The following is a 26506-nucleotide window of genomic DNA, read 5'->3' as shown; positions in this document are numbered from 1 at the left end:
AATAGAAGTGTATGATATAGAATTTTGCTGTAGTGCATGTTCTATACGGATCTAAAAGGGGAGGAATTTCCGTTGAATCAACAAACGTTAGATATGTTTAAAACTTTAACTGAATTACCGGGGGCTCCAGGCAATGAACATGCTGTACGCGCTTATATGCGTGCGCAATTAGAACAATATTCAGATGAAATTGTCCAAGATAATTTAGGTGGTATTTTCGGTGTGAAACATGGCGAAGAACATACGCCTAAAATTTTAGTAGCTGGACATATGGATGAAGTTGCTTTTATGGTGACACAAATTACGGACAATGGGATGCTACGCTTTCAAACATTAGGCGGTTGGTCAAATCAGGTGATGCTTGCACAGCGCGTGCTTGTCTACACAAATAATGGCCCAATTCCAGGTGTTATTGCATCTGTACCGCCACATTTATTGTCAGCAGAACAGCGCAATAAACCGATGGAAATTAAAAATATGTTAATTGATATTGGTGCCGATGATTGCGACGATGCGCTATCGATGGGCATTATTCCAGGTCAATCAATCATTCCAGATAGCAAGTTTCAAGTGATGGCAAATCCGAAAAAAATTATGGCCAAAGCGTGGGATAATCGTTATGGCTGTGGTTTAGCGTTAGAATTGATGAAAGAAGTACATGGTGAAAAATTGCCAAATACATTATATGCAGGCGCAAATGTGATGGAAGAAGTTGGACTACGCGGCGCAAAAGTATCGGCGAATATGATTAAACCCGATTTGTTTTTTGCGTTGGATGCAAGTCCGGCAAATGATGCAACAGGCGATAAAACGCAATTTGGCCAACTAGGTAGGGGACCGCTACTGCGCATTTTTGATCGCACGATGGTGACGCATAAAGGGATGCGCGAATTTATTTTAGATACAGCCGAATCAAATAATATCCCATATCAATATTTTGTATCACCAGGTGGTACAGATGCTGGGAATGTACACATTTCAAATGACGGTGTTCCAAGTTCAGTTATTGGTATTTGTTCACGCTATATTCATTCACATGCATCAATTATTAATACCGATGATATCGATGCAGCGAAGGAATTAATTGTCGCATTAGTACGAGCGGCGGATGCATCAACTGTAAAAACAATTTTAGGTCAATAATAATTTGAATACATTCCGACTTTATCTTGTGATGAAGTCGGTATTTTTTTGTGGGGGAATGACAATGAACATCGCAATCGGAACAAAAAATCGAGCAAAAACAGCAGCAGTACAAAAAGTAGTAGAGTGTTACATAGACAATGTTCAATTTGAAGCGCTTAATGTAGCTTCAAATGTGGCAGACCAACCGATGTCTGATGAAGAAACGCGCCAAGGAGCGATAAATCGTGCGCAGGCAACGCTTGCTACAAGCGATGCACAGCTAGGATTTGGCTTAGAAGGTGGCGTTAAAATGCTTAATGGCGTCATGTACTTATGCAACTGGGCGGCACTTGCTACAAGAGAAGGCGCTATTTATACGGCAGCGGGTGCTCAAATTCCACTACCGGTAGAACTCGCGACCGAAATTCAACGAGGTCATGAGCTAGGACCTATTATGGATGCGTATGTGCAGCAGGCGAATACGCGTGAACATGCAGGAGCAATCGGCGTGTTTACAAATGGTTATGTCGACCGTCAAGAAATGTTTGAGCATATTTTAACGCTGTTAGTTGGGCAATATATGTATTTTGAAAAGCATTAAGCACTTTCTTTGCGAATGAACAATGTTACGATTAAACTAGAAAAGGTAAATAACTGTACGCGATTAAAGGAGAATGAGAAATGGAAAAATTACAATCAGTTGAGCAATTTGAACAATTAAAAAATAATGAAAAAGTGGTATTTGTTTTTTCAGCAGATTGGTGCCCAGACTGCCGCTTTATCGATCCATTTATGCCAGAAGTAGAAGCGAAGTTTGCTGCTATGCAATTTATTTATGTGGACCGCGATGATTACATCGACCTTTGCGTCAATCATGATATTTTTGGAATTCCAAGTTTCTTAGCATTTGACCACGGAACAGAGACAGGACGCTTCGTCTCAAAAGACCGTAAAACGCACGCTGAAATTGAAGCATTTTTAACGAAACAATAGAAAAGGACTGATGACGTGAAAGCAAACGAACTCATCCAAATTTTAAAACAACGCTTAGGTGAAGAACAATACACTTGGCAATTAGAAGAAAAAACAAATAAATTACGCCTCGAACATAAGCTGTTAGGCAAAGGCCTAGATATGACATTAGGTGACACGCTAGCAAAATATGATGAGCGTGGTGAAAGCGCTATTGATGAGGTTGTTTATACCATCGATGAGACGTTTAAAGCGATGGCGCAAGAACAACAAGGTTTTGAAAATACAGCAGCGATTTATCCTGTTATTCGTTCAGGGTCATTCCCGAAAAAATCAAAAGAAGGTTTTGATTTTATTACGACAGAACATACGGCAGAAACGCTGATTTATTATGCGCTGGATTTAGGTCGAACATATCGTTTAATCGACACAGATATGCTGGCGAAACTTCAATTAGACGAAGCAACGATGAAAGAAGCGGCTCGTTTTAAAGTGCGCGAACTTTCTACAAACGTTAAAAAAGACGAAGTTGCTGGGAATATTTTTTATTTTTTAAACGAAAATGATGGATATGATGCAAGTCGTTTATTAAATGAATCCTTTTTACGTGAAATGCGTGGTAAGATAAAAGGAGAGATGGCGGTAGCAGTACCTCATCAAGACGTATTAATTATTGCTGATATTCAAAATCCAACGGGGTATGATGTGCTTGCACAAATGACAATGCATTTCTTCTCGGTAGGAACAGTACCAATTACGTCACTATCATTTATTTATGAAGATGGCAAATTAGAGCCTATTTTTATCATGGCAAAGAATCGAAAAAAGGAAGAGGACAAAAAATGATCGTATCTTACAATAAGCCACATGTGGGCGACACTTTATTAGTACAATTAACAACGGAACCAGTCGTGAAAGTAGAGCTTGAACGCCACGGTGATGTTGTGTTTGTAAAAGAAGGCGCTACAGGTGAAGTGAAAGCCTTCAATTTATTTAATGCGTCAGCCTATATGAATTTAGATGGCATCAATGGAAACGTTGAACTATCAGAAGAATTCGTTGACACATTAAAAGCAGCACTTACAACATGCGGAGCATCATTAGATTTAGATGTGGATTTAACACCGAAGTTTGTTGTAGGTCATGTTTTAGAAATCGCAGATCATCCAGATGCAGATAAATTACACATTTGCCAAGTGCAAGTTGATGAAGCAGCACCATTACAAATCGTATGTGGCGCACCGAATGTTGCAGAAGGACAAAAAGTTGTCGTAGCTAAAATTGGCGCTGTAATGCCATCAGGGACCGTTATCGTAGAATCAAAACTACGCGGCGTTGAATCATATGGTATGATGTGCTCAGCACGCGAGCTAGACATTCCAAACGCACCACAAGTACGTGGTATTCTTATTTTAGAAGATAATGTAGAAGTGGGCGCTCCATTCCACGCGTAAACAACACATAAGTAACGAAACCGTGCCTTGTGCGCGGTTTTTTATTTTGAGGCAACACAATGAACGAACTGAGTCCTAAGGGCTAAAGTACATATTGAAAAATAGCCATTTTACGCTGAATAGTAGGGTGTTCATTGCACCTCTTCATTTATTATTGGTAAAATGAAGGGAATTCAATTGGAAGTGAGTGATCAACATGAGTTTCTTAAAAAAACTCTTTAAGAAAGATGATACAGGAGAACAACGCTATTACGAGGATCGTAATGATTATATAGATGAATCATATGAATACTATGACGAGCAACAAGCAGATCCTGAATATCAAGCGTATGATACGCCTGAAATGCCAGTAACTAAACAACAACCTCCACAACAACCAGTATTAGAGGATGTTTATACCGATGTCTATGATGCACCTGAGACACAAAGTCCATTTTTCCAAGAACAAACGATGCCGGTGCAGGAACCTGTTTATCATAAGCCGCCTGCAGACTATTCGCCGTTTGGTCAACAACCTCAAGGGCTAATCCGTACCGTACAACGTGTAAGCAGAGAGCGCTACAATCCGTTTACGGAAACAGGGGTTGCACCAGAAATAAGAAAGCCTCGTGTACAACATGTGGCGCCTGTAGAACCTCCACAGCCAAAGCCAAAATTTCAACCACAGTTTGAACAGAAAAAACAGGATCCAATAAAGCCTCCTGTAAAAGCAGCGCATGAATTATACGTGGCACCAAAGCAAACATTTGGTGAAGAAGCTCCAGCGAAGAAAAAATTTGAACCGATGAATGTGCCATCGCCTATTTATGGATTCCAAGAGCCACCAAAACGACCAATTGTAACGGTAGAACATGTGGAAGCACAACGCGAGCTCGTCCGTACATTAAATGATAAAAAGCCAATTGAAATTAAGTCATCAGAAGAAATGTTGAAAAAGGTAGAGCTTCGCCATGAAGAAGAACAACCTCCACTTGATTTAGCAGAACCGATTAGTAAAGATGTAGAAAATATTACGCTTGTCACTAGCGCACGAAAAGAACAAGTAGTAGAAATCGTTGAACAAGAGCAACCGACCACTACAATGGTGCAAGAACCGATTGCAGAAGCATCACAGCAAACACTAGAGCAAGCCATTGCTTTAATGGACCAAGGTATTGAACAGCCGGTTACACATGGACAAGCGCCTTCTATTGAGCAAGCATTAGTAGAAGAGTTAACGGTAGCGGAGCGCGAAGTCGAAGAAGCATCAATTGTGGAAGATATCGAAGCTATTAAAGAATTGGCAGAAGTGATTGAAGAAATTGAGCCAAATCGACAAGCCGAAGCGGTAATTGAAGAAGCGGCTGAAGTACTTGCCGAAGAGCAAGTACCGGAAGCTTTTTTAACACATGTTGAAAAGGCACGCCCATTTAATGTTGTGTTACTTCCTTCAGAAAAGAAAAAAATGCAACAACCTGAAAAGGCGGCTGAATTAAAGAAATTATTGCCAACATCACCGCTGCGTCCAACAATCACAGTCAATTCGTACAAAAAAGAGGACCCAATCTCTAATCATGAGGTGTATCCCTCCACAATCGAACGAATAGTGCCTCAAACAAGTAATGTTGTTACATTAGAGCAAGAGCAAGAGCAAGAGCAAGAGCAAGAGCAAGAGCAAGAGCAAGAGCAAGAGCAATTTACCAACGAAGAATTAGTAACAGTGGATATTGTGGATGATATTAATAATGTGCAAGGAGAAGCACCTTCTGCAGAAGCAGTTAAACTTGTGATGGAAGAAATGCCTGAAGTATATGTGCAACCAAACACTATGCACGCAATGAGTTTTTTAAACCCACCAGTAGAACAACTTGAAGATGTAGCTTGGATGGATATGCAAGCGGAAAGACTTGTACAGGCATTAAAAGATTTTCAAATTGATGCAGAAATTGAAAATGTGACACAAGGCCCAACTGTGACGCAATTCCAGTTAAAAGTAGGGCAGGGTGTAAAATTAACGAAAATTACGAATCTAGCAGATAATTTAAAATTAGAATTAGCAGCGCATGATATTCGTATCGAGGCTCCAATCCCCGGGAAAAGTCTTGTAGGTATTGAAATTCCGAATCAGGTGAAGCGCCCTGTGCGTTTAGCTGAAATTACCGAGACAACACAATTTTTACAATCTGAGGCACCGTTAGAAGTAGCGTTAGGGTTAGGTTTAACTGGTCAACCTGTGACTTTTGATTTAGCTGATATGCCGCATGGCTTAATTGCTGGCTCAACAGGTTCTGGTAAATCTGTATGTATTAATTCCATTATTATTAGTTTACTCTTGAAAGCTAGTCCACAAGATGTAAAATTGATGTTAATCGATCCGAAAATGGTAGAACTAGCGGTTTATGAAGATATTCCGCATTTAGTGAGTCCCGTAATCACAGATGTGAAAGCAGCAACAGCCGCATTAAGTTGGGCTGTTGAAGAAATGGAACGTCGCTATACATTGTTCCATGAACATCGCGTTCGCCATATTTCACGCTATAATGAAATGATGGAACACAAACGAGCATTTGCGCAAAAAATGCCGTATATGGTGATTATTATTGATGAGTTAGCTGATTTAATGATGCAAGCACCACAAGATGTTGAAGATGCTATTTGCCGTTTAACACAAAAGGCGCGTGCATGTGGCATTCATTTAGTTGTAGCGACACAGCGCCCATCTGTAGATGTAATTACAGGCTTAATCAAATCCAATATTCCTACGCGTATCGCTTTTGCGGTTGCATCGAATATTGATTCACGCACCATTTTAGATTCACAAGGTGCTGAGCGCTTGCTAGGACGTGGTGATATGCTGTATTTAGCAAGCGGTACAAATAGCCCTGTGAGGTTACAAGGTACATTTGTGACAGATGAAGAAATTGAAGCTGTAACGGATTACGTGCGCTCGCTAGGCGAACCACGCTTCCTATTCCAACCAGAGGAATTAGTAAAAAAAGCGGACCGTTTAGAAAAGCAAGACGAACTCTTTGAAGCTGTATGTCGTCATATTGTAGAGCAAGGTCAAACATCGACATCTTCTATTCAAAGTCATTTTAATATTGGTTACAATCGAGCAGCGCGTATGATTGATTCGTTAGAAGAAATGAATTATATTTCAGAATCACGTACAGGCAATAAAAAACGTGACGTCTATTTGACGGAGAGTGCCGTATTCGAATTATTCGGTTAACATTTATGAAAAATGAAAATAGTTTATATTGAAAAACGTTTTGTTCTTAAAAACATTAATTCGTGCTATAATGTTTAATGTTTTGAATGACGAAGAATAGGGCAATGAGTGTAGGCCTAGACATGACTCACAACTCTTTCGAACGAGAGGGCTTGCTTGCATTTTTGCAAGAAGCGACCTGATAGTAGGTCAGCAGTTCATTAATTGAAGGGAAAGGAAACTTTTCCGGGAGGTTTCAATCAAATATGACATTTTATCACTTTACAGGTATTAAAGGATCAGGCATGAGTTCATTAGCACAAATTTTATTTGATTCTGGTGAACAAGTTCAAGGTTCAGATATCGACAAACATTTTTTTACAGAAGATCCATTACGCGCACGCGGTATTACTATTTTACCGTTTGATGCAGACAATATTAAAAATGGTATGACCGTTATCGCTGGGAATGCATTTCCAGACGAACACCCTGAGCTTGTGCGTGCACGAGAAATGGGCGTTGAAGTTGTACGTTATCATAAATTCTTAGGCGAATACTTAGAAAAATACACTTCTGTAGCGATTACAGGTGCACACGGTAAAACTTCAACAACGGGGTTAATGGCTCATGTGCTTGCAGGCGACCAACCAACATCCTATTTAATTGGTGACGGTACAGGTGGCGGTGCAGCAGATGCTCAAAACTTTGTGATGGAAGCATGTGAATACCGCCGTCATTTCCTTGCATATCACCCAGATTATGCAGTAATGACTAATATCGATTTTGATCATCCAGATTACTATTCAGATATTGAAGACGTCTTTTCAGCGTTCCAACAAATGGCGCGCCAAGTTAAGAAAGCAATTATTGCATGGGGCGATGATAAAAATCTTCAACGCATTCAAGCGAACGTACCAGTGATTTATTACGGTTTTGGTGCAGACAATGATTTTGAAGCACGCAACGTTCAAAAGTCAACAGAAGGTACAACATTTGATGTATTTGTACGCAATGAATTTTATAGCACATTTACGATTCCAATGTTCGGCGACCACCATGTATTAAATACATTAGCCGTTATTTCATTATGCCATTACGAAGACATTCCAACAGATACAGTTCAAGCACGCTTACACACATATGAAGGTGTGAAACGTCGCTTCACAGAAACAAAAGTTGGCGACCAAGTATTAGTTGATGACTATGCGCATCACCCAACCGAAATTAAAGCAACGATTCAATCAGCACGTCAAAAGTATCCAGATCGTGAATTGTTAGCGGTATTCCAACCACATACCTTCTCGCGTACACAAGCATTCTTAAAAGAATTTGCGGACGCGTTAAATCTTGCAGACTGCGTATACTTATGTGACATCTTTGGTTCGGCGCGTGAAAACGCAGGGAACTTAACGATTAATGATCTTGCAGATTTAGTAAAAGATCATCATGTACTTGATATGAATAATATCGAAGAACTTGCAAAGCATGAAAAAGCAGTGTTCTTATTTATGGGTGCTGGTGATATTAATAAATATCAAAAAGCATTTGAAGAACTTTTACAAAAATAATTTTTATTTAATGGAGCAAACGAGTTGGTTTGCTCCATTTTATTTTCGGCAATAATCTAAACAACGTCTTTTTTTACTGTTTGATGCGAATGTTTTTGAAAAAGCGTTTTCGCACAATACTAATTTTAGTGGCAGGAAATCCATTTTGTTTGTAGAATGGTAAGAGTAAAGGTTTATTCTCCATTTATTTGTGGGAAAATATGTTAAGACAGAGGAGGGATTTTTGTGATTATTATTTTATACATTGCAGCATTCATCTTTGCTGTTGCCGTGCTCGTTCTTTGTATTTCATTAGCAATGACATTAAAAGCACTCAATCCAACGTTGAAAAGCATTTCTAAAACGATGGAAGGCATCGAGGGACAAATGCAAGGAATCACAAGAGAAACAACTTTATTATTAGAAAAAACAAACTCGCTAGCAGAGGATGTACAAGGGAAATCTCAACAATTAAATTCTTTAGTTGGTGCGGTTAAAGGCTTTGGCGATTCAGTACAAGGTTTAAATAGTACTGTACAAGCCGTTACCTCTTCTATCGAAAATAACGTTGCGAAAAACAGCGACCAAATTGGTCAAGTTGTGCAATGGAGCAGCGCATTAATGGGTATTCGCTCAAAATTAAAAGAAGACAAGCAAGCGAACGTTGTAGTGGATGAACAATCAACAGCTACAAAATCGAAAAAACCATTATTTAAACGTAAGTAATTTTAAGGGGGATGCACAGCATGACAGCAGAAAAGCCGAATTACAATGAAGTGAAAAATCAATACTTACCACAACCGTATGCAAATACGGCAGAACTTTATGAAGATTCTAGTAGTGTAAATGGAAAAGATTTTGTTATTGGCGCCTTAGTAGGTGGTATTCTTGGCGCTGCTGCCGCATTACTGTTAGCACCAAAAGCCGGTAAAGAATTACGACACGATGTATCGACGCAAGCGAACACGCTAAAAACGAAAAGTGCAAGCTACTCAACGACTGTAAAAGAGAAAGCAACAGACCTTTCTCAAAAAGTACAAGAGCAGTCTGCTAAAGTAGTTGATAAGGCAAAATCGCTGAAATCACAAGCTACACCACCACTAGACGATGGAACAGCTTCTTCAGAAGGTGAAGAACCAATTGAAGATATTTTAAATCGTACAGTAACAGAAGTAGAAAATGAGGAAAAAGCATTTGAGGAGAGCGTATTTACGAATCCTGAAGCGCCACTACCTCCAAAAGAATAGTATAAAAAAGCCTCTCGCGTTATGCGGAGGCTTTTTTTAATGTGCATTATGTTGTAGGGATTAATTCAATCGTCAATGTATCTCCACCAAAAATAGGTGCATCAAAATTTACGGCTTCCCCATTGCGTAAAATGTGGAATGTGCCTTTGAATGCGGTAGGTAATTGCCAATCGGAAAAGCGGAAAATGTCATTGTATTGCCAAGCGCTCTGGTCGAGTGCGACAAATTGCACGCTATCACCAGATGTCAAAATGGTTTTTGCGGTAGCAGGTTGGCGATTGACGAGGACATCGACAGTGGGCTTCGAAAGGATGACAGCTTCGCCTTGGAATGTTACATGAATCGTACTACTTAAAGACATATGTAAATGCTGTGCAACAAAATCAACAGTTGGATTAGTATGTGGTTTTAACGTTAAGACATCTCCCTGTTGCACGGGGTATTGTTTTTTTGCTGTTACACCGTTTAAGAGCAATTCATCGGATAATGCCGGGAAAACAATCGATTGATGATCAACGGCTAAGTTAAATGGTTGTACTTGCATCAGTACGTCCTCTTGATCGATAGCTTGTAGTACATGTTCAATTGTTTGTAATGGCGTACACGTAATACGATCGCCATCTTGTACAAGATAGTGTAAATCGGTCATTGGTATATCATTTACGTAAATGGTAGAAGACAAGTCATACACTTCTTCAAATGCAGTAATTGTTAATGGCGCAATCGGTTCAATTAATTCGCCTAATAACGCTTGACCTTGTGCACCATTTTTCCCTTCGCGTAGTTCGAGTACATCCCCATCATGAATCGGATGTTTCATAGAGGCTTCAACACCATTAACTAAAATCGTTGTTGGGCTACCCAATTCTCCAGGAATTAAAATTTGTTGCCCATTAACGGATACTGTTAAGCCAAGCCCTGGTTTACCATACAATTTTTTTGCTTGGACGTTTGCTGCTAATAGCGCATCAGCAACGGTCATTTCTTTTACTTCAAATAAACGTACAGTTTGTCCATTAACGGTCATCGTGACATATTTAATAGGGGAATGCTCAGCGGCAATGGCAATGCCGATTGGCGTGACAAGTTCAGGCGAGCGCGGTAGGTTATGTTCTTTTTCCAATGATGGAATCGCATCGATGCCTCGAACAGCCACACGATTTAACGGTAGATCTAAGCGTTCTGCAAGCTCTTGTTCTAATAATGGTGTAAGTGAGCCACCACCGACTAAAAGGACCGCTTTCGGCGCGTTATTGCTATTTAAACGTAAAATTTCATCAGAAATACTTTGTGCGAGATGTTGCATCGCCGGTTTGAGTTGTTCAATTGCTTCTTCACACGCAATTTGTTGTTCAAATCCTAAAATATCAGCAATTGTTACAACATCATTAGTCAGAAGCTCGCGCTTGATTTTTTCAGCGACAGGGAAATCGAGTAAGTAATGGTCGCAGAGCGCTTCGGTAATTTCATCGCCAGCAGTTGGGACCATACCGTAAGCGACGACCGTACTGTTGTCGGTAATCGCAATGTCCGATGTACCAGCACCAATATCTACAAGCGCCACATTCAAACGGCGCATAGTAGCGGGAATAAGCGCATTGATTGCCGCAATCGGTTCAAGCGTGAGGCCATCGAGTGCTAGATTGGCACGTTTTAGCGAAGCGATTAATGATTCAACAACGACGCGTGGTAAAAATGTAGCAATAACGTCAATTTTCACTTCTTCGCCTTGTTGGTCGATTAAGCTACCGATTTCCTGATCATCAATATAATAATGGAGAACCGAATAACCAACGCAATAATAATGAGATGCTTTTTTGCCATCTTGATGATAGACAAGTTGCTCCTGTGCATTTTGAACAGCTGCAAGCTCGAGTCGATGAATGTCTTCTTCTGTTAAAGCTGCACGTTTTTTTATGTTGAGCACAGCATTGCCTAACTCGGTTTTTAATGAACGCCCAGCTGCTGCGACACTAACGTGAGTTAATGATCCGTGACTTTCTTCTAATTTTGCTTTAATATGTTGAATAACTTCAGCTACGCGCAAAACATTATGTATTTGACCATCGACCATCGCACGTTCTTTATGTTCTTCAATTAATAAATCGGCAACGGCGTAGTGAGAAGCATCCGTTTTTTCTAAAATAACACCGACAACAGAACGTGTGCCGATGTCTAATGCGAAAATTTTTTTCATCGTTTACGCAGACATCCTCTCTAATATTCAGAAAATTTCTTATTTTTCAACAACAATGCTTTTTTGCGTTGAAGCGTTAAAGAAATAATACGTGACATTTTCAAATGAATTGATTATACTGTCTATAATATCTAAAAATGTAACACACATTTCAGTTTGCTGAAAGTATCTGATATGTGGAAGAAGGGGGAAAACGGTTATGAGTCATCAGAATTTAGACAACCTACGCGATCGCGTAGATGAACTAAACCTTGAAATTTTACGTTTAATCAATGAACGTGCAGAGGTAGTAGAAGAAATTGGTCAGGTAAAAGAGAAGCAAGGTGTCAACCGATTTGATCCTTTACGCGAACGCCACATGTTAGATCTTATTAAAGAACATAACAAGGGCCCACTTTCACAAGGAACAGTCAACCACTTGTTCAAAGAGATTTTCAAAACAGCATTAAAGTTACAAGAAAACAATCAAAAGAAAAAATTATTAGTATCACGTAAAAGTAAGCCGGAAGATACAATTGTTACAGTTAACGGCGAACCGATTGGTGAAGGACTACCATCATTCGTATTTGGTCCTTGTGCAGTAGAATCTTACGAGCAAACAGAAGCTGTTGCGGCTGCTGTTGCGGGTAAAGGGTTAAAATTAATGCGTGGCGGCGCGTACAAACCACGTACGTCACCATATGATTTCCAAGGTTTAGGTCTTGAAGGCTTAAAAATCTTAAAAGAGGTTGGCCAAAAACATGGATTAGGCATCATCTCTGAAATCGTTACACCATCTCATTTAGATGAAGCATTAGATTACGTTGATGTTATCCAAATTGGTGCACGTAACATGCAAAACTTTGAGCTATTAAAAGCAGCTGGTGAAACAAATAAACCGGTATTATTAAAACGTGGTTTAGCTGCTACAATTGATGAATTTATCCATGCTGCTGAATACATCATGTCAAAAGGTAATGATCAAATTATCCTTTGCGAACGTGGTATCCGCACATACGAAAAGGCAACGCGTAACACGCTTGATATTTCAGCTGTGCCGATTCTTAAACAAGAAACGCACTTACCTGTATTCGTAGACGTTGTTCACTCTACAGGTCGTCGTGATTTATTATTACCATGTGCAAAAGCAGCAATCGCAATTGGCGCAGATGGTGTGATGGCAGAAGTGCATCCAGATCCAGCAGTGGCACTTTCTGATTCACAACAACAAATGGACATTCCAACATTCGATAAATTCTATGACGCACTACAAGTGTTCATGAAACAATACGAATTAAAAGCATAATAAATGACTATTTGAAGAGTGGCGGTTCATTTCGATGAATCGTCACTTTTCTTTTCTTGCTCTTTTATTGAAAACCGCTTTCATAATAGTTTATTATTAAGGTATATAAGTTAAAAGGAGGGTCATTATTGTGACCGTAACTATTTATGATGTAGCACGTGAGGCAAATGTATCGATGGCGACCGTATCTCGTGTTGTCAACGGCAATCCAAACGTCAAACCATCTACGCGTAAAAAGGTATTGGAAGTGATTGAACGTTTAGAATATCGTCCAAATGCTGTAGCGCGAGGATTAGCAAGTAAGAAAACCACGACTGTTGGGGTCATCATACCTGATATCTCAAATATTTTTTATGCGGAGTTAGCGCGTGGCATTGAAGATGTTGCGACAATGTATCGCTATAATATTATTTTATCGAACTCAGATTTAAGTGAGGAAAAAGAGTTAACATTACTTGATAATATGTATGGCAAGCAAGTAGATGGTGTCGTTATGATGACAGAGCGTGTAACGGGGCCATTAGCTGATAAAATGAGCCATTCTCCTGTACCGATTGTTTTAGCTGGTTCAATTGATGAATCGAATCATTTACCAGCCGTTAATATCGATTATACGGAGGCAACTTATGAAGCGGTAAAACAATTAATTGATAGCGGCAACGAGCGTATCGCATTTATTTCTGGTTCATTTAACGCAACGATTAATAAAAAATATAAGTACCAAGGCTATGTAAAAGCGTTAGAGGAAGCTAGTATTCCAATTGATGAAGCACTTATTTTCGATGATGTTTTAACATATGACCAGGGGATGAAAGTTTATAACCATGTCTCAAAATTAGCGCAACCAGCTACAGCTTATTTTGTTGGTAGCGATGAACCTGCAATTGGCGTTATTCATGCAGCACAAGATGATGAGAAAGAAGTGCCAACAAACATCGAAGTATGTAGCTTCGAGAATTCAAAATTAGCGCGCATGGTGCGTCCACAGCTTTCAAGTGTGGTATTACCGTTATATGATATTGGCGCTGTCTCAATGCGTTTATTAACAAAAATTATGAATAAAGAAGATATTGAAGATAAACAAGTTATTTTACCACATCGTATGGAAACACGTAATTCGACACGATAATAAAAAAGAGGAGGCTCCTAAGGGCTTCCTCTTTTTTATATTTTATGGCGCAATGTATAAAGCGCTTTTTCTAATGTTTGTGCATTTTTTTCTGTAATTTCTGCACGGCGCGGAATCTCCTCAAATAGCGGCGAAGGATCGTCCCATGTAGGGATTAGTGTGACAGGGGACTCGGATTGCCATGTTGTAAGCCATGTGTCAGGTAGCGGTCCATGTGGTTGCTCGAAATCGCTCATTTCTGTCCATACATACGACCAAGCTCGTGGTACAACGCGCCAAATATCATAACCACCACCACCAACAGCAACCCAACGGCCATTACAGTACTTGTGAGCGAGTTCATGCGCGATACGTGGGATTTCCTGATAAATCTTCATTGTACACGATAAGTGCGTTAGAGGATCAAAGTGGTGAGCGTCAGCACCGTTTTGCGTTAAAATAATGTCAGGTTTAAAATCTGCGACAATTTCTTCCATCGCTTCTCGATAACACGTTAAGAATGAGTCATCCTCTGTGAAAGCATCGATAGGAATATTAAACGATGTACCATACGCCTCTCCGGTACCGCGCTCTGTAATCGAACCTGTGCCAGGGAAAAGGTAACGTCCTGTTTCATGAATTGAAAATGTGCATGCATCAGGATCATCATAAAAGCTAAATTGTACGCCATCGCCATGATGAGCATCGGTATCTACATAGAGTACACGTGCACCATATTTTTTTTGCATATAGCGAATAGCAATTGAGCTATCATTGTAAATACAAAAGCCAGAAGCTTTATTTTTGAAGCCATGATGAAGCCCACCACTTAAATTGACAGCATGTTGCGCCTTACCTTCCATAACATAATCGCAGGCAGTTAATGTGGCAGCAACAATGCCAGCACTCGCTTCATGCATATTCGGAAAAATCGGCGTATCCTCTGTACCAATTCCAAAAGGTTCACCCTCGGCATTTGTTATATACCCATGACCTGCACGCTTTACAATGTCTATGTAGTCAGCATCTAGCATCAACAATAGCTCGTCATCAGTCACCTGACGTGGAGGAACGATTTGGTTATCGCATAGTGCACCAATTTGCGTTAAGAGGTCCATTGTTAATTCAAGACGCTTTTGATTGAATGGATGCTCATCTGAAAATTTATACGTTAACTGAGATGGTGAATAAACGAAAACAGCATTCTTAGGTGCTACATGCTCGGTAAATTTGGCCATAATAATTCAAACCCTTCCTTGCGCATATCATCAATAATCGGTTGAGGACTAATGCTTTTTACGCGAATTGAAATAATTTTTTTAGCGGGATTCGTTGTATCTGGATAAACAAGTAAGCTAATAATACTTGCACGATGTTCTGCGCAAATGGTCGTAACGCGACTCAATATGCCGATTCGGTCATCTGTGCGCAACTCAATTTGTGAGCTTGGTTTATGCGCGCCGGTTAATTCAATATAATTAAATAAAATATCAGTATCAGTCAAAATGCCAACGAGTTCACCTTGCGAGACAATAGGTAAACAACCAATGCGTTCTTCGAAAAATAATAATGCGGTTTCTTCGACAAAGTCTAACGGATGTCCAATGAGCACGTCTGTTATCATAAATTCTTCAACGCGACGATTATTTAATGAATTACGTTCGGTCGTTAAAAGGGAAGATGGCATAGCACGTTTTAAATCTTGTTCGGTAATAAGGCCAACCAAGTGATTTTTATCATCGACAATTGGAATATGTCGAATGCGGCGTGAGCGCATCAATTCTTCAGCGTCAAATAACGTTTGCGTAGGTTTTAGTGTATATACTTTCTGAATCATTAAATTTTCTACAAGCATAAAACAGCCTCCTTAATTATGAAGTGCGATAACGATTGTAAAAGCGAATGCGGTCAAAAGCTTCAATGCTTTCTTGAGGGACACGATTGCCAATGCGAGCCATTAAGCAATTGGCGGGATGAGCAGTAATTTCAGGATCATCCGTTGTGTATTCGATTAAGCCACCTGTATTCATCATTTTTTCCATCATTTTACGATAATCCCAGACGCTTAACCCTGTACTTTTTAAATCCCAGTGCCAATAATATTCTGTTGTAATAACGATAAAATCTTCGAGTGCATCATCACTCATACTTAAACGCACAAGTGCTTTTCCAACACCGGAACCACGACATTCAGCAATGACTTCAATAGCGCCGAGTTCAATCAAATCGTCCATCTTTGCTTCTGACCAGCGCTCTAAAGGATCTGGATATAAAATAGTGACATACCCAACGATTAAATTATCAAGTCGTGCTACAATAATGCGGCCTTCTGGCATTTGAGCAATGTTTAACAATGCTTTGAATTGTTGTTCTGCAGGGCGAAATGCTTTTAGGCCATGGTGTAGCGACATGCCCTCTAAATCTTCATAAGACATAGGCCCTTCTAAAATTAATGTACCTAGCCCACTCTCTAAAGATTGTGAAGTAAAGGTTTTAATATGTTCCACGCGATTTCCTCCTTCATACATATTCCTTTCCACATATTATACAGGAATATTTTAGAAAAAAATAATGTGAAATAAAAAATATGTGCTTTAACGAGAAATTATTGACTGAATGATGAAATTCTAGACAATAAACTGTATGGAATACAAAAAAGGGAAGAACTACGTGAAATCGTAATTCCTCCCTTTTTAAAAATTAGAAACTAAAAACCATTGTCTGTTTGTGTTGGCGTTCCAGTTGGTGGTGTAGAAGAGCTGTCTGATGACGACGTTTCAGAAGTTGTCGCATCCGTTGAACCAGAAGGATTTGTTGAATCATTAGGATTCGTTTTTTTGGTGTCTTCTTTTTTCGCACCATTTAAAGCATCTGGATTACCACCAAATGGTTGTAAAATACTTGTTGGTGAGTAAGTAGGTAATGATAGGTTTGCATTTACAAGGTCGCTTGAGCAGCTAAAGCCTTGAATTGAACAAGTTGAGCGTGTAACAACATCCGAAGGACGGTTGAAATATTCACCATTAGCGGTTGCTAAATTTGGATTTGTATCATAGATTGAGTTCATTAACTGGCCCCATAAGCGGTTTGCGCGCTCGGAAGGTTTGCCGTAGTAATTTGAACCATAATCTAATGTTTTTGGCATATCATAGCCTAACCAAACACCTAGCGAAATATCTTTGTTATAACCCATAAACCACACATCATTATAGTTTTGTGTTGTACCAGTTTTTGCTGCAAAGTCGGCATTGAATTTTAATGTACCATTTGCTTTTCTACCAGTACCTGAGCTTAAAACATCACGTAACATATCATTAACGATATAAGATGTTGCTTGTGAGAACACTTTTTTCGGTTTTGATTTATGCTTGTAAACAGTTTTGCCATCTTTATCGACGATTTTTGTAATCATATAGGCATCGACAAATTTACCGCCATTTGCAAATGTTGCAAAGGCATTTGTATTTTCTTCAACTGTTGAACCTACTTGCAAGCCGCCTAGTGCCGCAGAATAAATTGAACGGTCTGTTTCGGTAATATATTCAAAGCCCATTTTATCTAAGTAGTTCATTGGCTTGTTCGCGAAATTAAGGCCATATAAACGTACAGCTGGTAAGTTTAATGAATTTTTTAAGGCGTAACGCGCAGAAACAATACCTTTTGGTGTAGCGCCACCATAGTTTTCAAGTGGTTTTGCTGCAGACCAACCATGTGATGTTACTTCTACGTCTGGTAGAGCACTACCTGCACTGATGATGCCTTGCTCAATTGCAGGACCATAGACAAGTAATGGTTTGATTGTCGAACCTGGTTGACGTTTTGATGATGTAGCGTGATTTAAGTTTTCTAAATCATAATCACGTCCGCCAATAAAGCTTTTGATTTTACCTGTCGTGTTTTCGATTGCCATCGCACCAACTTGTACTGGTGCTTCAATCGTTTTTGTTTCACCTGTTTCTTTGTCGGTAGCTTGTGTCGATAATGTTGTCCCGTAGCTTGAAAAGTTATTTTTGACATTATTCATTGCATCGTACATTTTTTTATCGACAGTTGAATAGATTTTATACCCTTTTGTACGTAATTCGCGATCAGCTAAAATTTCATATTTTTCACGTAAACGCGCTTCTTCATCAATACGGCTTGCATCGATGCCATCTTTTTTTGCAAGGATTTTAGCCATTTCTTCCGTTGCACGTTTTTCAATTTCAGTCGTTACATAAGGATATTTTTCCGTTGCACGTGGTTCACGCTCGCGGAAATCTTTTTTAATATTATACTTTAATGCTTTTTTGTATTGTTTTGTCGTGATTTTATCTGTTTCATGCATGCGGTATAATACCGTTTTCATACGGTTAATACCAATTTGCAATTGTTCTTCGTCTTTTAGAGAACCCGTTTGCGTATAAGGTGTATACGCATATGGTGATTGTGGAATACCTGCAATGTAAGCAGCTTGCGCTAAGTTTAAATCTTTTGCTTTCACATTAAAAATACCTTCAGCGGCTGTTTCAACACCGGCGATATTTGTCCCGGTAGAGTTACGACCGTAAGGAATGACATTTAAGTAAGCCTCTAAAATTTCATCTTTTGTCATAAAGTGTTCTAGGCGCATCGCAAGTAATAATTCCTTCGCTTTACGCTCGTATGAAACTTCATTCGTTAAGATTTGGTTTTTAATTAATTGTTGTGTTAATGTCGAACCGCCTGTTTGAGAATCTGCATTTGAGATATCTTGGAAAAGACCTCTCAAGACAGATTTTGGCACGATACCATTATGCTCATAGAAGTTTTCATCTTCGGTTGCAATTACGGCATTGATTAAGTCTGGCGATACTTTATTTAATGTAATCTCTGTACGCTCTAAATCCGTACGCATTTTTCCTAGGTATCGATTGCCTGCAAAGTACAGCTTACTCGTTTCTTCATAATTGTGAACGGTAGAAACCATCTCTTGTTTTGAAACAAGAGGTTCTTCTTTTACGAGTGACGCAAAATAGCCTGCACCAATCGACCCGACGAATACGATGCCAAGTGCAATGATAAGAGCGAATAGCATAAGTAGATTTCGCATTACACTGGTTGTAATACGGAAATACTTCATCCAAGGCTTATTCGATAATTCATCGATACGTGCATCAAATTGGTCAACCCATTGTTTGATTTTATTCACTCACATGACGTTGCAAAAAGCTCACCAAGGCGTGATGTTGCTACTTTCTGAACGCCTTCCTCCTTTATGTTCTAAATTAAGGGACTACATTAGTGCAACGGCTAATTTAGTTTTGAATGTTGTTGTCAAAATGTATTTATGTATCAATAGTTGATTCATACACTACATCTTACCCTAATATGTTATGAATATGCCACTGATAAATAAATGGCAAAGATTAGTGTTTTCTTCCACTAAAATCTCGTCTATTATATCATATTCGAGTTCTTTTATTGACAATTGATTTCGGAACAGTGATAATAGCCTATATATGATTCGAACGGCGATGAATGCGGAGTAATCAATGAATTCCCTGTATAGAGAGCTAACGGTTGGTGAAAGTTAGTCATAGTACATTGATGAATTACACATTCTGAGGGAGACGTGTGCGCTGCGATAAAGCGGAAAGAAGCGGGAGATTTTTATCTCCAAGCCGGGTGGTACCGCGTTATACGTCCCTAACGTCCCTGCATCAATTTTATTGATGGCAGGGACGTTTTTATTTATATATGGATGATACATCATATAAGAGGGACGACTTATTAACAGTTTTGTTCCCAGTATATTTTAGGAGGAATAACAATGACAAACGCTTTAATTGAAGACTTACAATGGCGCGGCCTATTGTACCAACAAACAGATGCGGAAGGGATGGCAAAATTATTAACTGACGAAAAAGTATCGCTATATGTAGGTGTTGACCCTACTGCTGATTCAATGCACATCGGTCATATCGTACCAATGTTAACATTACGTCGCTTCCAACAAGCTGGTCACCAACCAATTTTGTTAGTTGGTGGAGCTACGGGTATGATTGGAGATCCATCTGGTCGTTCAACAGAGCGTAACCTCTTAACGTCAGAACAAATCGAATACAATGTAAATTGTATTAAAGGTCAACTTGGTCGTATTTTCGATTTCAACAATGACGCAAATGGTGCGCAACTTGTAAACAACTACGATTGGTTTGGCAAGATGACAACAATCGAATTTTTACGCGATTTTGGTAAACTAATCAATATCAACTACATGCTTAGTAAAGATACAATTTCTTCACGTTTAGAGTCAGGTTTATCATTTACTGAATTTGCATACACATTAATTCAAGGTATGGACTTTAATCACCTATACGATAACCACAACGTACGTATTCAAGTTGGCGGTTCAGACCAATGGGGGAATATTACAACAGGTCTTGAAGTTATCCGCAAAACACATGATGAAGAAGCAAAAGCATTTGGTTTTACAATTCCATTAGTAACAAAATCAGACGGTACTAAATTTGGTAAAACAGCTGGTGGTGCGATTTGGCTAGATGCGGAAAAAACATCGCCATATGAATTTTACCAATTCTGGTTAAACACTGCAGATGCAGACGTTGTGAAATACTTAAAAATCTTTACATTCTTATCTCGTGAAACAATTGAAAATTTAGAAGAAAAAGTAGCAACAGAAGCACATTTACGTGAAGCGCAAAAAACATTAGCGACTGAGATGACAAAATTAATTCATGGCGAAGAAGGCTTAGAGCAAGCGCTTAAAATTACAGCTGCATTATTCTCAGGAGATTTAAAAGCGTTATCAGTAGAGGAAATGAAAGTAGCATTCTCAGGTGTTCCTTCAGTAGAAGTAGCAAAAGAAGATGCAAACATTGTCGACTTATTAGTAGAAGCGAAAATTTCTTCATCAAAACGACAAGCGCGTGAAGACGTAACAAATGGTGCGATTTCTGTGAATGGTGAAAAAGTGAAAGAATTAGAATACACAATCGATGCGAAAGATCGTTTAGAAGATGCTTTCACAATTATTCGTCGTGGTAAGAAAAAATACTTCATGGTGAAATTTGCATAATGGAAAATGAAAAGAGTTTCTCGCTATTGAAAAATAGTGAGAAACTCTTTTTAGTTTTCTGTAGATTGTTGTAAAAACTCGATGATTTTTGTTGCTTGATTTGGGTCATAACCTAAAATCCAATGACCATTTAAATTTGTTTGTGGTGCACCTAAACGACCTGTTTGGTCCATTAAATATTGAGAAACTTCGGGACTATCGATTAATACAGTATCATATGGGATTTGTTGTTCATCTAAAAAGTTTTTCATTAATGTACAATAACCGCAATTTGGTGTTGAATAAACGGTTGCTTTCATTACATCACGCATCCTTTCGTGTTAAGCTAACTATAGCGAATATTTTTAGTATTCTCAAGGGAGGCGCATTATGAAAAATATTACAGCAGCAGAAGTACAAAAACTTCTAGAAACAGGGCAACCTTTGCATATCGTCGATGTAAGAGAAGACTTTGAAGTGGCTCAAGGAATGATTTCAGGAGCCATTCATATATCGCTTGGAGAACTACCATATCGTCTGTCAGAACTTGATGAACGTATACCGTATATTTTTGTATGTAAAGCAGGGGTTCGAAGCTACAACGCCGCAACTTATATGGAAAGTATAGGTTTTGAAACGATGAATTTAAGCGATGGTATGTTGGCATGGCAAGGAACTGTGCAGTTGCCAGAAGTGGGGGAATATAAATGAATTTAGCGCTATTTAAGTTAGCTTGGAAAAATCCTAGAGCGGCCGTTCATTATGTAAATGAAAATGGTTTTTCAAAATATTGGTTTGTACTCTTTTTAGCGGGGTTTGGCAATATTGTTTTCAGCGGCATTAACGACGAAACATCTGAGATTGGATGGACGCAAGTATTAATAGCGGTGATTGCAGCTATTCCGAGTGTTTGGTTAGGTGCTATTATTGCAGGGTTCTTTACACATCTTATTGCTAAGTGGTTTTTCAAAGGAACGGGAACATTTAAAGAAATGCGTAAAGGTTATTATATCTCATTATTACCGTATGTAATCGCTGCACCTGTTGCTTTAATTTATGTGGTTTTATCGAAGGTAGCAACATTTAATTTAGATTACTTTGTCGTATTCATGGGCTTATTATTAATGGTCATTGGTATCGTAACCATTGTTTTAGAAGTAATCGTCATTTCAGAAGTAGAAAAATTATCAATTGGCCGTTCAATCGGTGTGATGGTTATTATGATTATTTTTGCAGTTCTTGCTATTTTCTTTATTGTTCTTATTGTAACAATCATTCTTATATTACTTGGTGTAACAGCATTATAATGAAAAAAAGCAGATTGCCAAAAGGCAATCTGCTTTTTTGAATACGCTACTAGCGAGAGTAGTACTCTACGATGTATGCTTCGTTGATTTCAGATGATAATTCTGAACGTTCTGGTAAACGTACGAAAGTACCTTCTTTTTTATCAGCGTCGAAAGTTAAGTATTCAGGAACGAATGCGTTAACTTCGATAGCTTCAGTTACAGCGCTAAGGTTAAGAGATTTTTCACGAAGAGAAATAACTTGACCTGGTGCTACGCTGTAAGATGGAATATCAACGCGTTTACCATCAACTGTTACGTGGCCGTGGTTTACTAATTGGCGAGCTGCACGACGAGTGCGAGCTAAACCTAAACGGTAAACTAAGTTGTCAAGGCGAGTTTCAAGTAAGATCATGAAGTTTTCACCGTGTACACCTTGTTGTTTGCCAGCTTTAACGAATACGTTGTTGAATTGACGTTCAGTCATACCGTACATGTGGCGTAATTTTTGTTTTTCTTGTAATTGTAAACCGTACTCAGACATTTTTTTACGTTGAGTAGGGCCGTGTTGACCTGGAGCGTATGGGCGTTTTTCGATTTCTTTACCAGTACCGCTTAAAGAAATTCCTAAACGACGAGATAGTTTCCAAGATGGACCTGTATAACGAGACATTTATAGTCCCTCCTATGATTTTTATTTGGTATAAAACAAAAATCAGTTATATTTAGTTACAACTGCCATTTTGCTTTCATGTATGTTCGTTCATGCAGCCGACGAATTACTTATACACCATCTAGCAAGCCAGAGGAACAAACTGAACAGCTAAACCATACAACCGCTGCATTCATTTTACACAAATGCTATTGTACGGGAATAGGTAGTATAAAGTCAAGTACAAAACGTAAAGCTTGTAGAACGCTTATAAGAATTTTTCAAGCGTACGCGCAAATAGTTCAATGCCTTCTTTATCGGTATTAGTAAAGCGGCCAGTTGTCGGGCTATCAATATCTAGTACGCCATATAAGGCACCGTCTTTAGAAAGCGGCACAACGATTTCAGAATTTGTTGCAGCATCACAGGCAATATGACCAGCGAATGAATGGACATCTGTTACGAGCTGTGTTTCCATTGACTTTGCAGCAGTGCCGCAGACGCCACGTCCGATTGCGATGTGTACGCAAGCTGGTAAACCTTGGAACGGACCGAGCAATAATTCGTCTTCTTTATAAAGATAGAAGCCACACCAATTGACGTCATCTAAAAACTGATTAAGCAATGCCGATGCATTACTTAAAATAGCTATGTCATCTGTTTCACCATCTAGCAGTGCTGCTAACTGCTTTGATAGTAAGGTGTATTGAGCCGGCAAATCGCCAGCAAATGTCATTTTTTCAAACATAGTGATTCCTCCTGTTAGTCCATGATGTCAGTATAATAATTGTGTAAATCGCAAACTTGGTGCGCATCAGACCCGAAGACAAGCGGTAAACCAAGTTCTTTTGCATAAGCAATGTATGGGGCAGCGGGATAAGATTCTTGACAATATTTTTTCGAAAGACCTGCGCTGTTAACATCTAATTCATAGCCATACTCTTGCATGATGTTCAAAACATGGCGAATTTGTGCATCATCATCAATTGATTGCCCGTGTGCTAATTGAAATTTATGCACAAGTGTAGGATGGCCAATGCGATTTGGCTTAAAGGGACCTAAATCGGCTTTAATGGATTTAATAACGGTATCGTAATACAAAGTATAAACTTCTTCAACAGAACCTACTTCAGCAGCAAATGCTTGAAAGACTTCATCAGAAAAGTCGATACATGTATAGCGCCCGGCATAATTTAAAAAATGAACAGATAAAATCGCATCATCAAACAAATGACCAAATTCATTTAAGAAATCGCTTGTTTGTTGTTCAAAACCTACTATGTAATCTAGCTCTACACCTAAGCGGATTTGAATTTTATGCGCATACACTGTTTGAAGCTTTTGAATTTCGGAAACGTATTGATGAAAAGCTTCTATTGTCATAAAACTATCTTGATCAGGTGTAGGATCTTCAAATCCCGCAGGAATAGGTGCGTGTTCTGTAAACGTAATATCATCGAATCCTTCGTGGATTGCTTTTTCGATATAACTAATTAATGTGTCCGTTGTGCCATGTGGGCAGTACGGTGAGTGGATGTGGCCATCTCGTTTCATAGAATTCCCTCCAATTTAGTGGAAAAATGATGAAAATGTATAGAAATCGATAAACAAAAGTAATAAAAACATGGTACTATTAAACATAATATGAAAGTAAGAAAAGTAAATAGTACAAGGACAAGGGGGACTTACGATGATCAAATATATTATTCCAATCATCATCGTACTAATCGTAATTATAGCAGTCATCTTTGTTTTTCGTAACAAGCATCTGACAGAGATGCGCCGACTGCAAGCACTCAAAGATGAGTTACAAAAAAAACCAGTGCAAGATGAGCTGGCAAAAGTTAAAGGCTTGAATATGAATGGCCAAACAGAAGAAATGTTTGAGAGCTGGAAAAACAAGTGGGAAAATCTAAATGATCAAGAGTTCCCTAAAATCGACGACTTATTACATGGGTTACGTGGAAATATCGATCGCTTCCAATTTGGTAAAGCAACGATTGCTGAGCAAGAAATTGAATCAAGTATCCATGAAACAGACAAAATAATCGATCAAATTTTAGAAGAATTAGATCATTTATTAAACAGCGAAAAACAGAGCAGTATTGAAATTGAACAACTACAAGAGCAATACAAAACATCACGAAAAACATTGTTAGCACATCAATATTCATTTGGACCAGCAGCACGTCCGTTAGAAGAACGTCTAGAATTATTTAATCCACAATTTGAAGATTATCATCAATTAACTGAAGCGGGAGATTATTTAAAAGCACGTGACATTGTTGAGCATTTGAATCGCGAAGGGCAAGAAATCTTTAAGTTGATTTCAACAATCCCAGGGTTACTAAGAGAACTTCAAAAACAAATTCCTGCAGATTTACAAGAATTGCGTCTCGGTCATAATGAAATGGAAGAAACGGGATTTTTCCTTAATCATTTAGAGATTCTTGAATGGATTCGAGAAACTGAGATGGAATTAATGGAATTAAAAGATAGAATCGCAGAGTTAGATATTGGTACGGCAGAGCTTCGTGTGCAAGAAATTCGTGAAGATATTGAACATTATTTCGATGCATTAGAAGCGGAATATAATTCGAAAAAATATGTGGATCAACATGCCATACCTGTTGGTACAAGACTGCATGAAGTTTTATCGTATACACTAGAAACAGCTCGCGAAACAGAAGAAGTACAAAAAGGTTATCATTTAAATGATGATGAAATTGCTACACCATTAAATTGTAAGCAAGAGTTAATAACGGTACAACAACGCTATGAAACAATCGTGCATGAATTAGAAGAACAACAGGCAGCATATACGATGGTAGAAGGCGAATTAAAAGAAATTTCAAATGATACAGAGCGCATTTTTGAAGAGCAAGATGCATTTTCAGACCGTTTGAAAAATTTACGTATCGATGAAAATAATGCGTCGGATACGTTGAAAAAACTAACAGCAGCATTGCGTGATACGGAGCGTCGATTACATAAGGCGAATATCCCTGGTATTCCAGATGACATTGAATCTCGTCTATCTGAAGCAGATGAGCAATTGTTTGTTGCAGATCAAAAGTTGAAGGCTGTGCCACTTGATATGCCAGATGTTTTTGAAGCTGTGAAAACGGCAGAGTTAGCTGTTACAGAAACAACGAAGCAAGTGGATAGTACGATTGAAGATGTTAAATTAGTCGAATTACTCATTCAATATGGGAATCGTTACCGTACAACAAAACCAGGCATGAATGATAGCTTAGTGGAAGCAGAAGATGCTTTTAACAATATGCGTTATGCAAAAGCACTTGAAATTATTGCAAAAGCAGTCGAAAAAGCAGAACCAGGCGCGCTGAAAAAAATGGAAGCGTTAGTTGATGAAGTATTAAGTAAATAATTGCTAAAAGGTG

Annotated in this window: 24 protein-coding genes and 1 other annotated feature; of the genes, 15 read left to right on the top strand and 9 right to left on the bottom strand. The window is 38.8% G+C overall.

What is annotated here, in order from left to right; translation table 11 throughout:
- Window positions 1–72 precede the first annotated feature (72 nt).
- The 9 genes from V514_RS0108150 to V514_RS0108110 all read left to right on the top strand — a co-directional run bounded on the left by V514_RS0108150 (window position 73) and on the right by V514_RS0108110 (window position 9535).
- The gene (locus tag V514_RS0108150) at window positions 73–1143 is read left to right on the top strand and encodes a M42 family metallopeptidase (protein ID WP_029499489.1); all 1071 of its coding nucleotides are present in this window, start codon (window positions 73–75) and stop codon (window positions 1141–1143) included.
- Between the two features lie 64 nt (window positions 1144–1207).
- Window positions 1208–1726, top strand: coding sequence for a DUF84 family protein (locus V514_RS0108145; RefSeq protein WP_029499488.1), 519 nt, complete (start codon window positions 1208–1210; stop codon window positions 1724–1726).
- 80 nt (window positions 1727–1806) lie between these two features.
- The gene (locus tag V514_RS0108140; protein ID WP_029499487.1) at window positions 1807–2118 is read left to right on the top strand and encodes a thioredoxin family protein; all 312 of its coding nucleotides are present in this window, start codon (window positions 1807–1809) and stop codon (window positions 2116–2118) included.
- A 15-nt stretch (window positions 2119–2133) separates the two neighbouring features.
- Window positions 2134–2943, top strand: coding sequence for a DUF1444 family protein (locus V514_RS0108135; RefSeq protein WP_029499486.1), 810 nt, complete (start codon window positions 2134–2136; stop codon window positions 2941–2943).
- Window positions 2940–3551, top strand: a complete 612-nt coding sequence (ytpR, locus tag V514_RS0108130; RefSeq protein ID WP_029499485.1) for a YtpR family tRNA-binding protein — start codon at window positions 2940–2942, stop codon at window positions 3549–3551. Before V514_RS0108135 ends, ytpR begins: the two co-directional genes overlap by 4 nt.
- Before the next feature lie 196 nt (window positions 3552–3747).
- Window positions 3748–6762: a DNA translocase FtsK gene (locus tag V514_RS19960; RefSeq protein ID WP_029499484.1), complete on the top strand. Its 3015-nt coding sequence runs from the start codon at window positions 3748–3750 to the stop codon at window positions 6760–6762.
- Between the two features lie 245 nt (window positions 6763–7007).
- Window positions 7008–8309 carry a UDP-N-acetylmuramate--L-alanine ligase gene (gene murC, locus V514_RS0108120; protein ID WP_029499483.1) on the top strand — a complete coding sequence of 434 codons (1302 nt, stop codon included), beginning with the start codon at window positions 7008–7010 and terminating at the stop codon, window positions 8307–8309.
- Between the two features lie 225 nt (window positions 8310–8534).
- Entirely contained in the window at window positions 8535–9014 is a 480-nt protein-coding gene (locus V514_RS0108115; RefSeq protein WP_029499482.1) for a DUF948 domain-containing protein, read from the top strand.
- A 20-nt stretch (window positions 9015–9034) separates the two neighbouring features.
- On the top strand, window positions 9035–9535 hold the full coding sequence (locus V514_RS0108110) for a YtxH domain-containing protein (protein ID WP_029499481.1): 501 nt from the start codon (window positions 9035–9037) through the stop codon (window positions 9533–9535).
- 46 nt (window positions 9536–9581) lie between these two features.
- Here V514_RS0108110 and V514_RS0108105 read toward each other — a convergent pair whose 3' ends face one another.
- On the bottom strand, window positions 9582–11732 hold the full coding sequence (locus V514_RS0108105; RefSeq protein WP_029499480.1) for a cell division protein FtsA: 2151 nt from the start codon (window positions 11730–11732) through the stop codon (window positions 9582–9584).
- Between the two features lie 199 nt (window positions 11733–11931).
- On the opposite strand from V514_RS0108105, the gene V514_RS0108100 reads away from it, so the two are divergent.
- On the top strand, window positions 11932–13017 hold the full coding sequence (locus tag V514_RS0108100) for a bifunctional 3-deoxy-7-phosphoheptulonate synthase/chorismate mutase (RefSeq protein WP_029499479.1): 1086 nt from the start codon (window positions 11932–11934) through the stop codon (window positions 13015–13017).
- 130 nt (window positions 13018–13147) lie between these two features.
- Complete coding sequence (gene ccpA, locus V514_RS0108095) at window positions 13148–14146, top strand: catabolite control protein A (protein ID WP_029499478.1); 999 nt, start codon at window positions 13148–13150, stop codon at window positions 14144–14146.
- A gap of 35 nt (window positions 14147–14181) precedes the next feature.
- Here ccpA and V514_RS0108090 read toward each other — a convergent pair whose 3' ends face one another.
- The 4 genes from V514_RS0108090 to V514_RS18915 form a co-directional block, all read right to left on the bottom strand.
- On the bottom strand, window positions 14182–15363 hold the full coding sequence (locus tag V514_RS0108090; protein ID WP_029499477.1) for an acetoin utilization protein AcuC: 1182 nt from the start codon (window positions 15361–15363) through the stop codon (window positions 14182–14184).
- Entirely contained in the window at window positions 15339–15980 is a 642-nt protein-coding gene (locus tag V514_RS0108085; protein WP_029499476.1) for a CBS and ACT domain-containing protein, read from the bottom strand. Before V514_RS0108085 ends, V514_RS0108090 begins: the two co-directional genes overlap by 25 nt.
- A gap of 16 nt (window positions 15981–15996) precedes the next feature.
- A complete protein-coding gene (locus V514_RS0108080) occupies window positions 15997–16632 on the bottom strand; it encodes a GNAT family N-acetyltransferase (RefSeq protein ID WP_029499475.1) in 636 nt (211 codons plus the stop codon).
- 200 nt (window positions 16633–16832) lie between these two features.
- A complete protein-coding gene (locus tag V514_RS18915; protein WP_051392437.1) occupies window positions 16833–19295 on the bottom strand; it encodes a transglycosylase domain-containing protein in 2463 nt (820 codons plus the stop codon).
- Window positions 19296–19608: 313 nt separating this feature from the next.
- Window positions 19609–19797: a binding site (T-box leader), on the top strand.
- Window positions 19798–19916: 119 nt separating this feature from the next.
- Between V514_RS18915 and tyrS the strand changes: the two genes are divergently transcribed.
- On the top strand, window positions 19917–21185 hold the full coding sequence (gene tyrS / locus V514_RS0108070; protein ID WP_029499474.1) for a tyrosine--tRNA ligase: 1269 nt from the start codon (window positions 19917–19919) through the stop codon (window positions 21183–21185).
- Between the two features lie 50 nt (window positions 21186–21235).
- Here the strand turns inward: tyrS and V514_RS0108065 are convergent, their stop codons facing one another.
- Window positions 21236–21484, bottom strand: coding sequence for a glutaredoxin family protein (locus V514_RS0108065; RefSeq protein WP_029499473.1), 249 nt, complete (start codon window positions 21482–21484; stop codon window positions 21236–21238).
- Window positions 21485–21554: 70 nt separating this feature from the next.
- On the opposite strand from V514_RS0108065, the gene V514_RS0108060 reads away from it, so the two are divergent.
- Together V514_RS0108060 and V514_RS0108055 are read left to right on the top strand one after the other, a co-directional pair.
- Complete coding sequence (locus tag V514_RS0108060; RefSeq protein WP_029499472.1) at window positions 21555–21875, top strand: rhodanese-like domain-containing protein; 321 nt, start codon at window positions 21555–21557, stop codon at window positions 21873–21875.
- On the top strand, window positions 21872–22471 hold the full coding sequence (locus V514_RS0108055) for a YIP1 family protein (RefSeq protein WP_029499471.1): 600 nt from the start codon (window positions 21872–21874) through the stop codon (window positions 22469–22471). Before V514_RS0108060 ends, V514_RS0108055 begins: the two co-directional genes overlap by 4 nt.
- A 49-nt stretch (window positions 22472–22520) precedes the next feature.
- Here the strand turns inward: V514_RS0108055 and rpsD are convergent, their stop codons facing one another.
- From rpsD to hisJ, 3 genes are all read right to left on the bottom strand, one after another.
- Complete coding sequence (gene rpsD, locus V514_RS0108050) at window positions 22521–23123, bottom strand: 30S ribosomal protein S4 (protein ID WP_029499470.1); 603 nt, start codon at window positions 23121–23123, stop codon at window positions 22521–22523.
- Between the two features lie 247 nt (window positions 23124–23370).
- Window positions 23371–23850, bottom strand: coding sequence for a GAF domain-containing protein (locus tag V514_RS0108045; RefSeq protein ID WP_029499469.1), 480 nt, complete (start codon window positions 23848–23850; stop codon window positions 23371–23373).
- 14 nt (window positions 23851–23864) lie between these two features.
- Entirely contained in the window at window positions 23865–24656 is a 792-nt protein-coding gene (hisJ, locus tag V514_RS0108040; protein ID WP_029499468.1) for a histidinol-phosphatase HisJ, read from the bottom strand.
- Window positions 24657–24792: 136 nt separating this feature from the next.
- On the opposite strand from hisJ, the gene V514_RS0108035 reads away from it, so the two are divergent.
- Window positions 24793–26493 carry a septation ring formation regulator EzrA gene (locus tag V514_RS0108035; RefSeq protein WP_029499467.1) on the top strand — a complete coding sequence of 567 codons (1701 nt, stop codon included), beginning with the start codon at window positions 24793–24795 and terminating at the stop codon, window positions 26491–26493.
- Window positions 26494–26506 lie beyond the last annotated feature (13 nt).

Origin of the sequence: Kurthia huakuii LAM0618, assembly GCF_000505545.1 — a bacterium.
GTDB classification, from domain to species: Bacteria; Bacillota; Bacilli; order Bacillales_A; family Planococcaceae; genus Kurthia; species Kurthia huakuii.
This window is presented reverse-complemented; position numbering and strand designations above follow the sequence as displayed.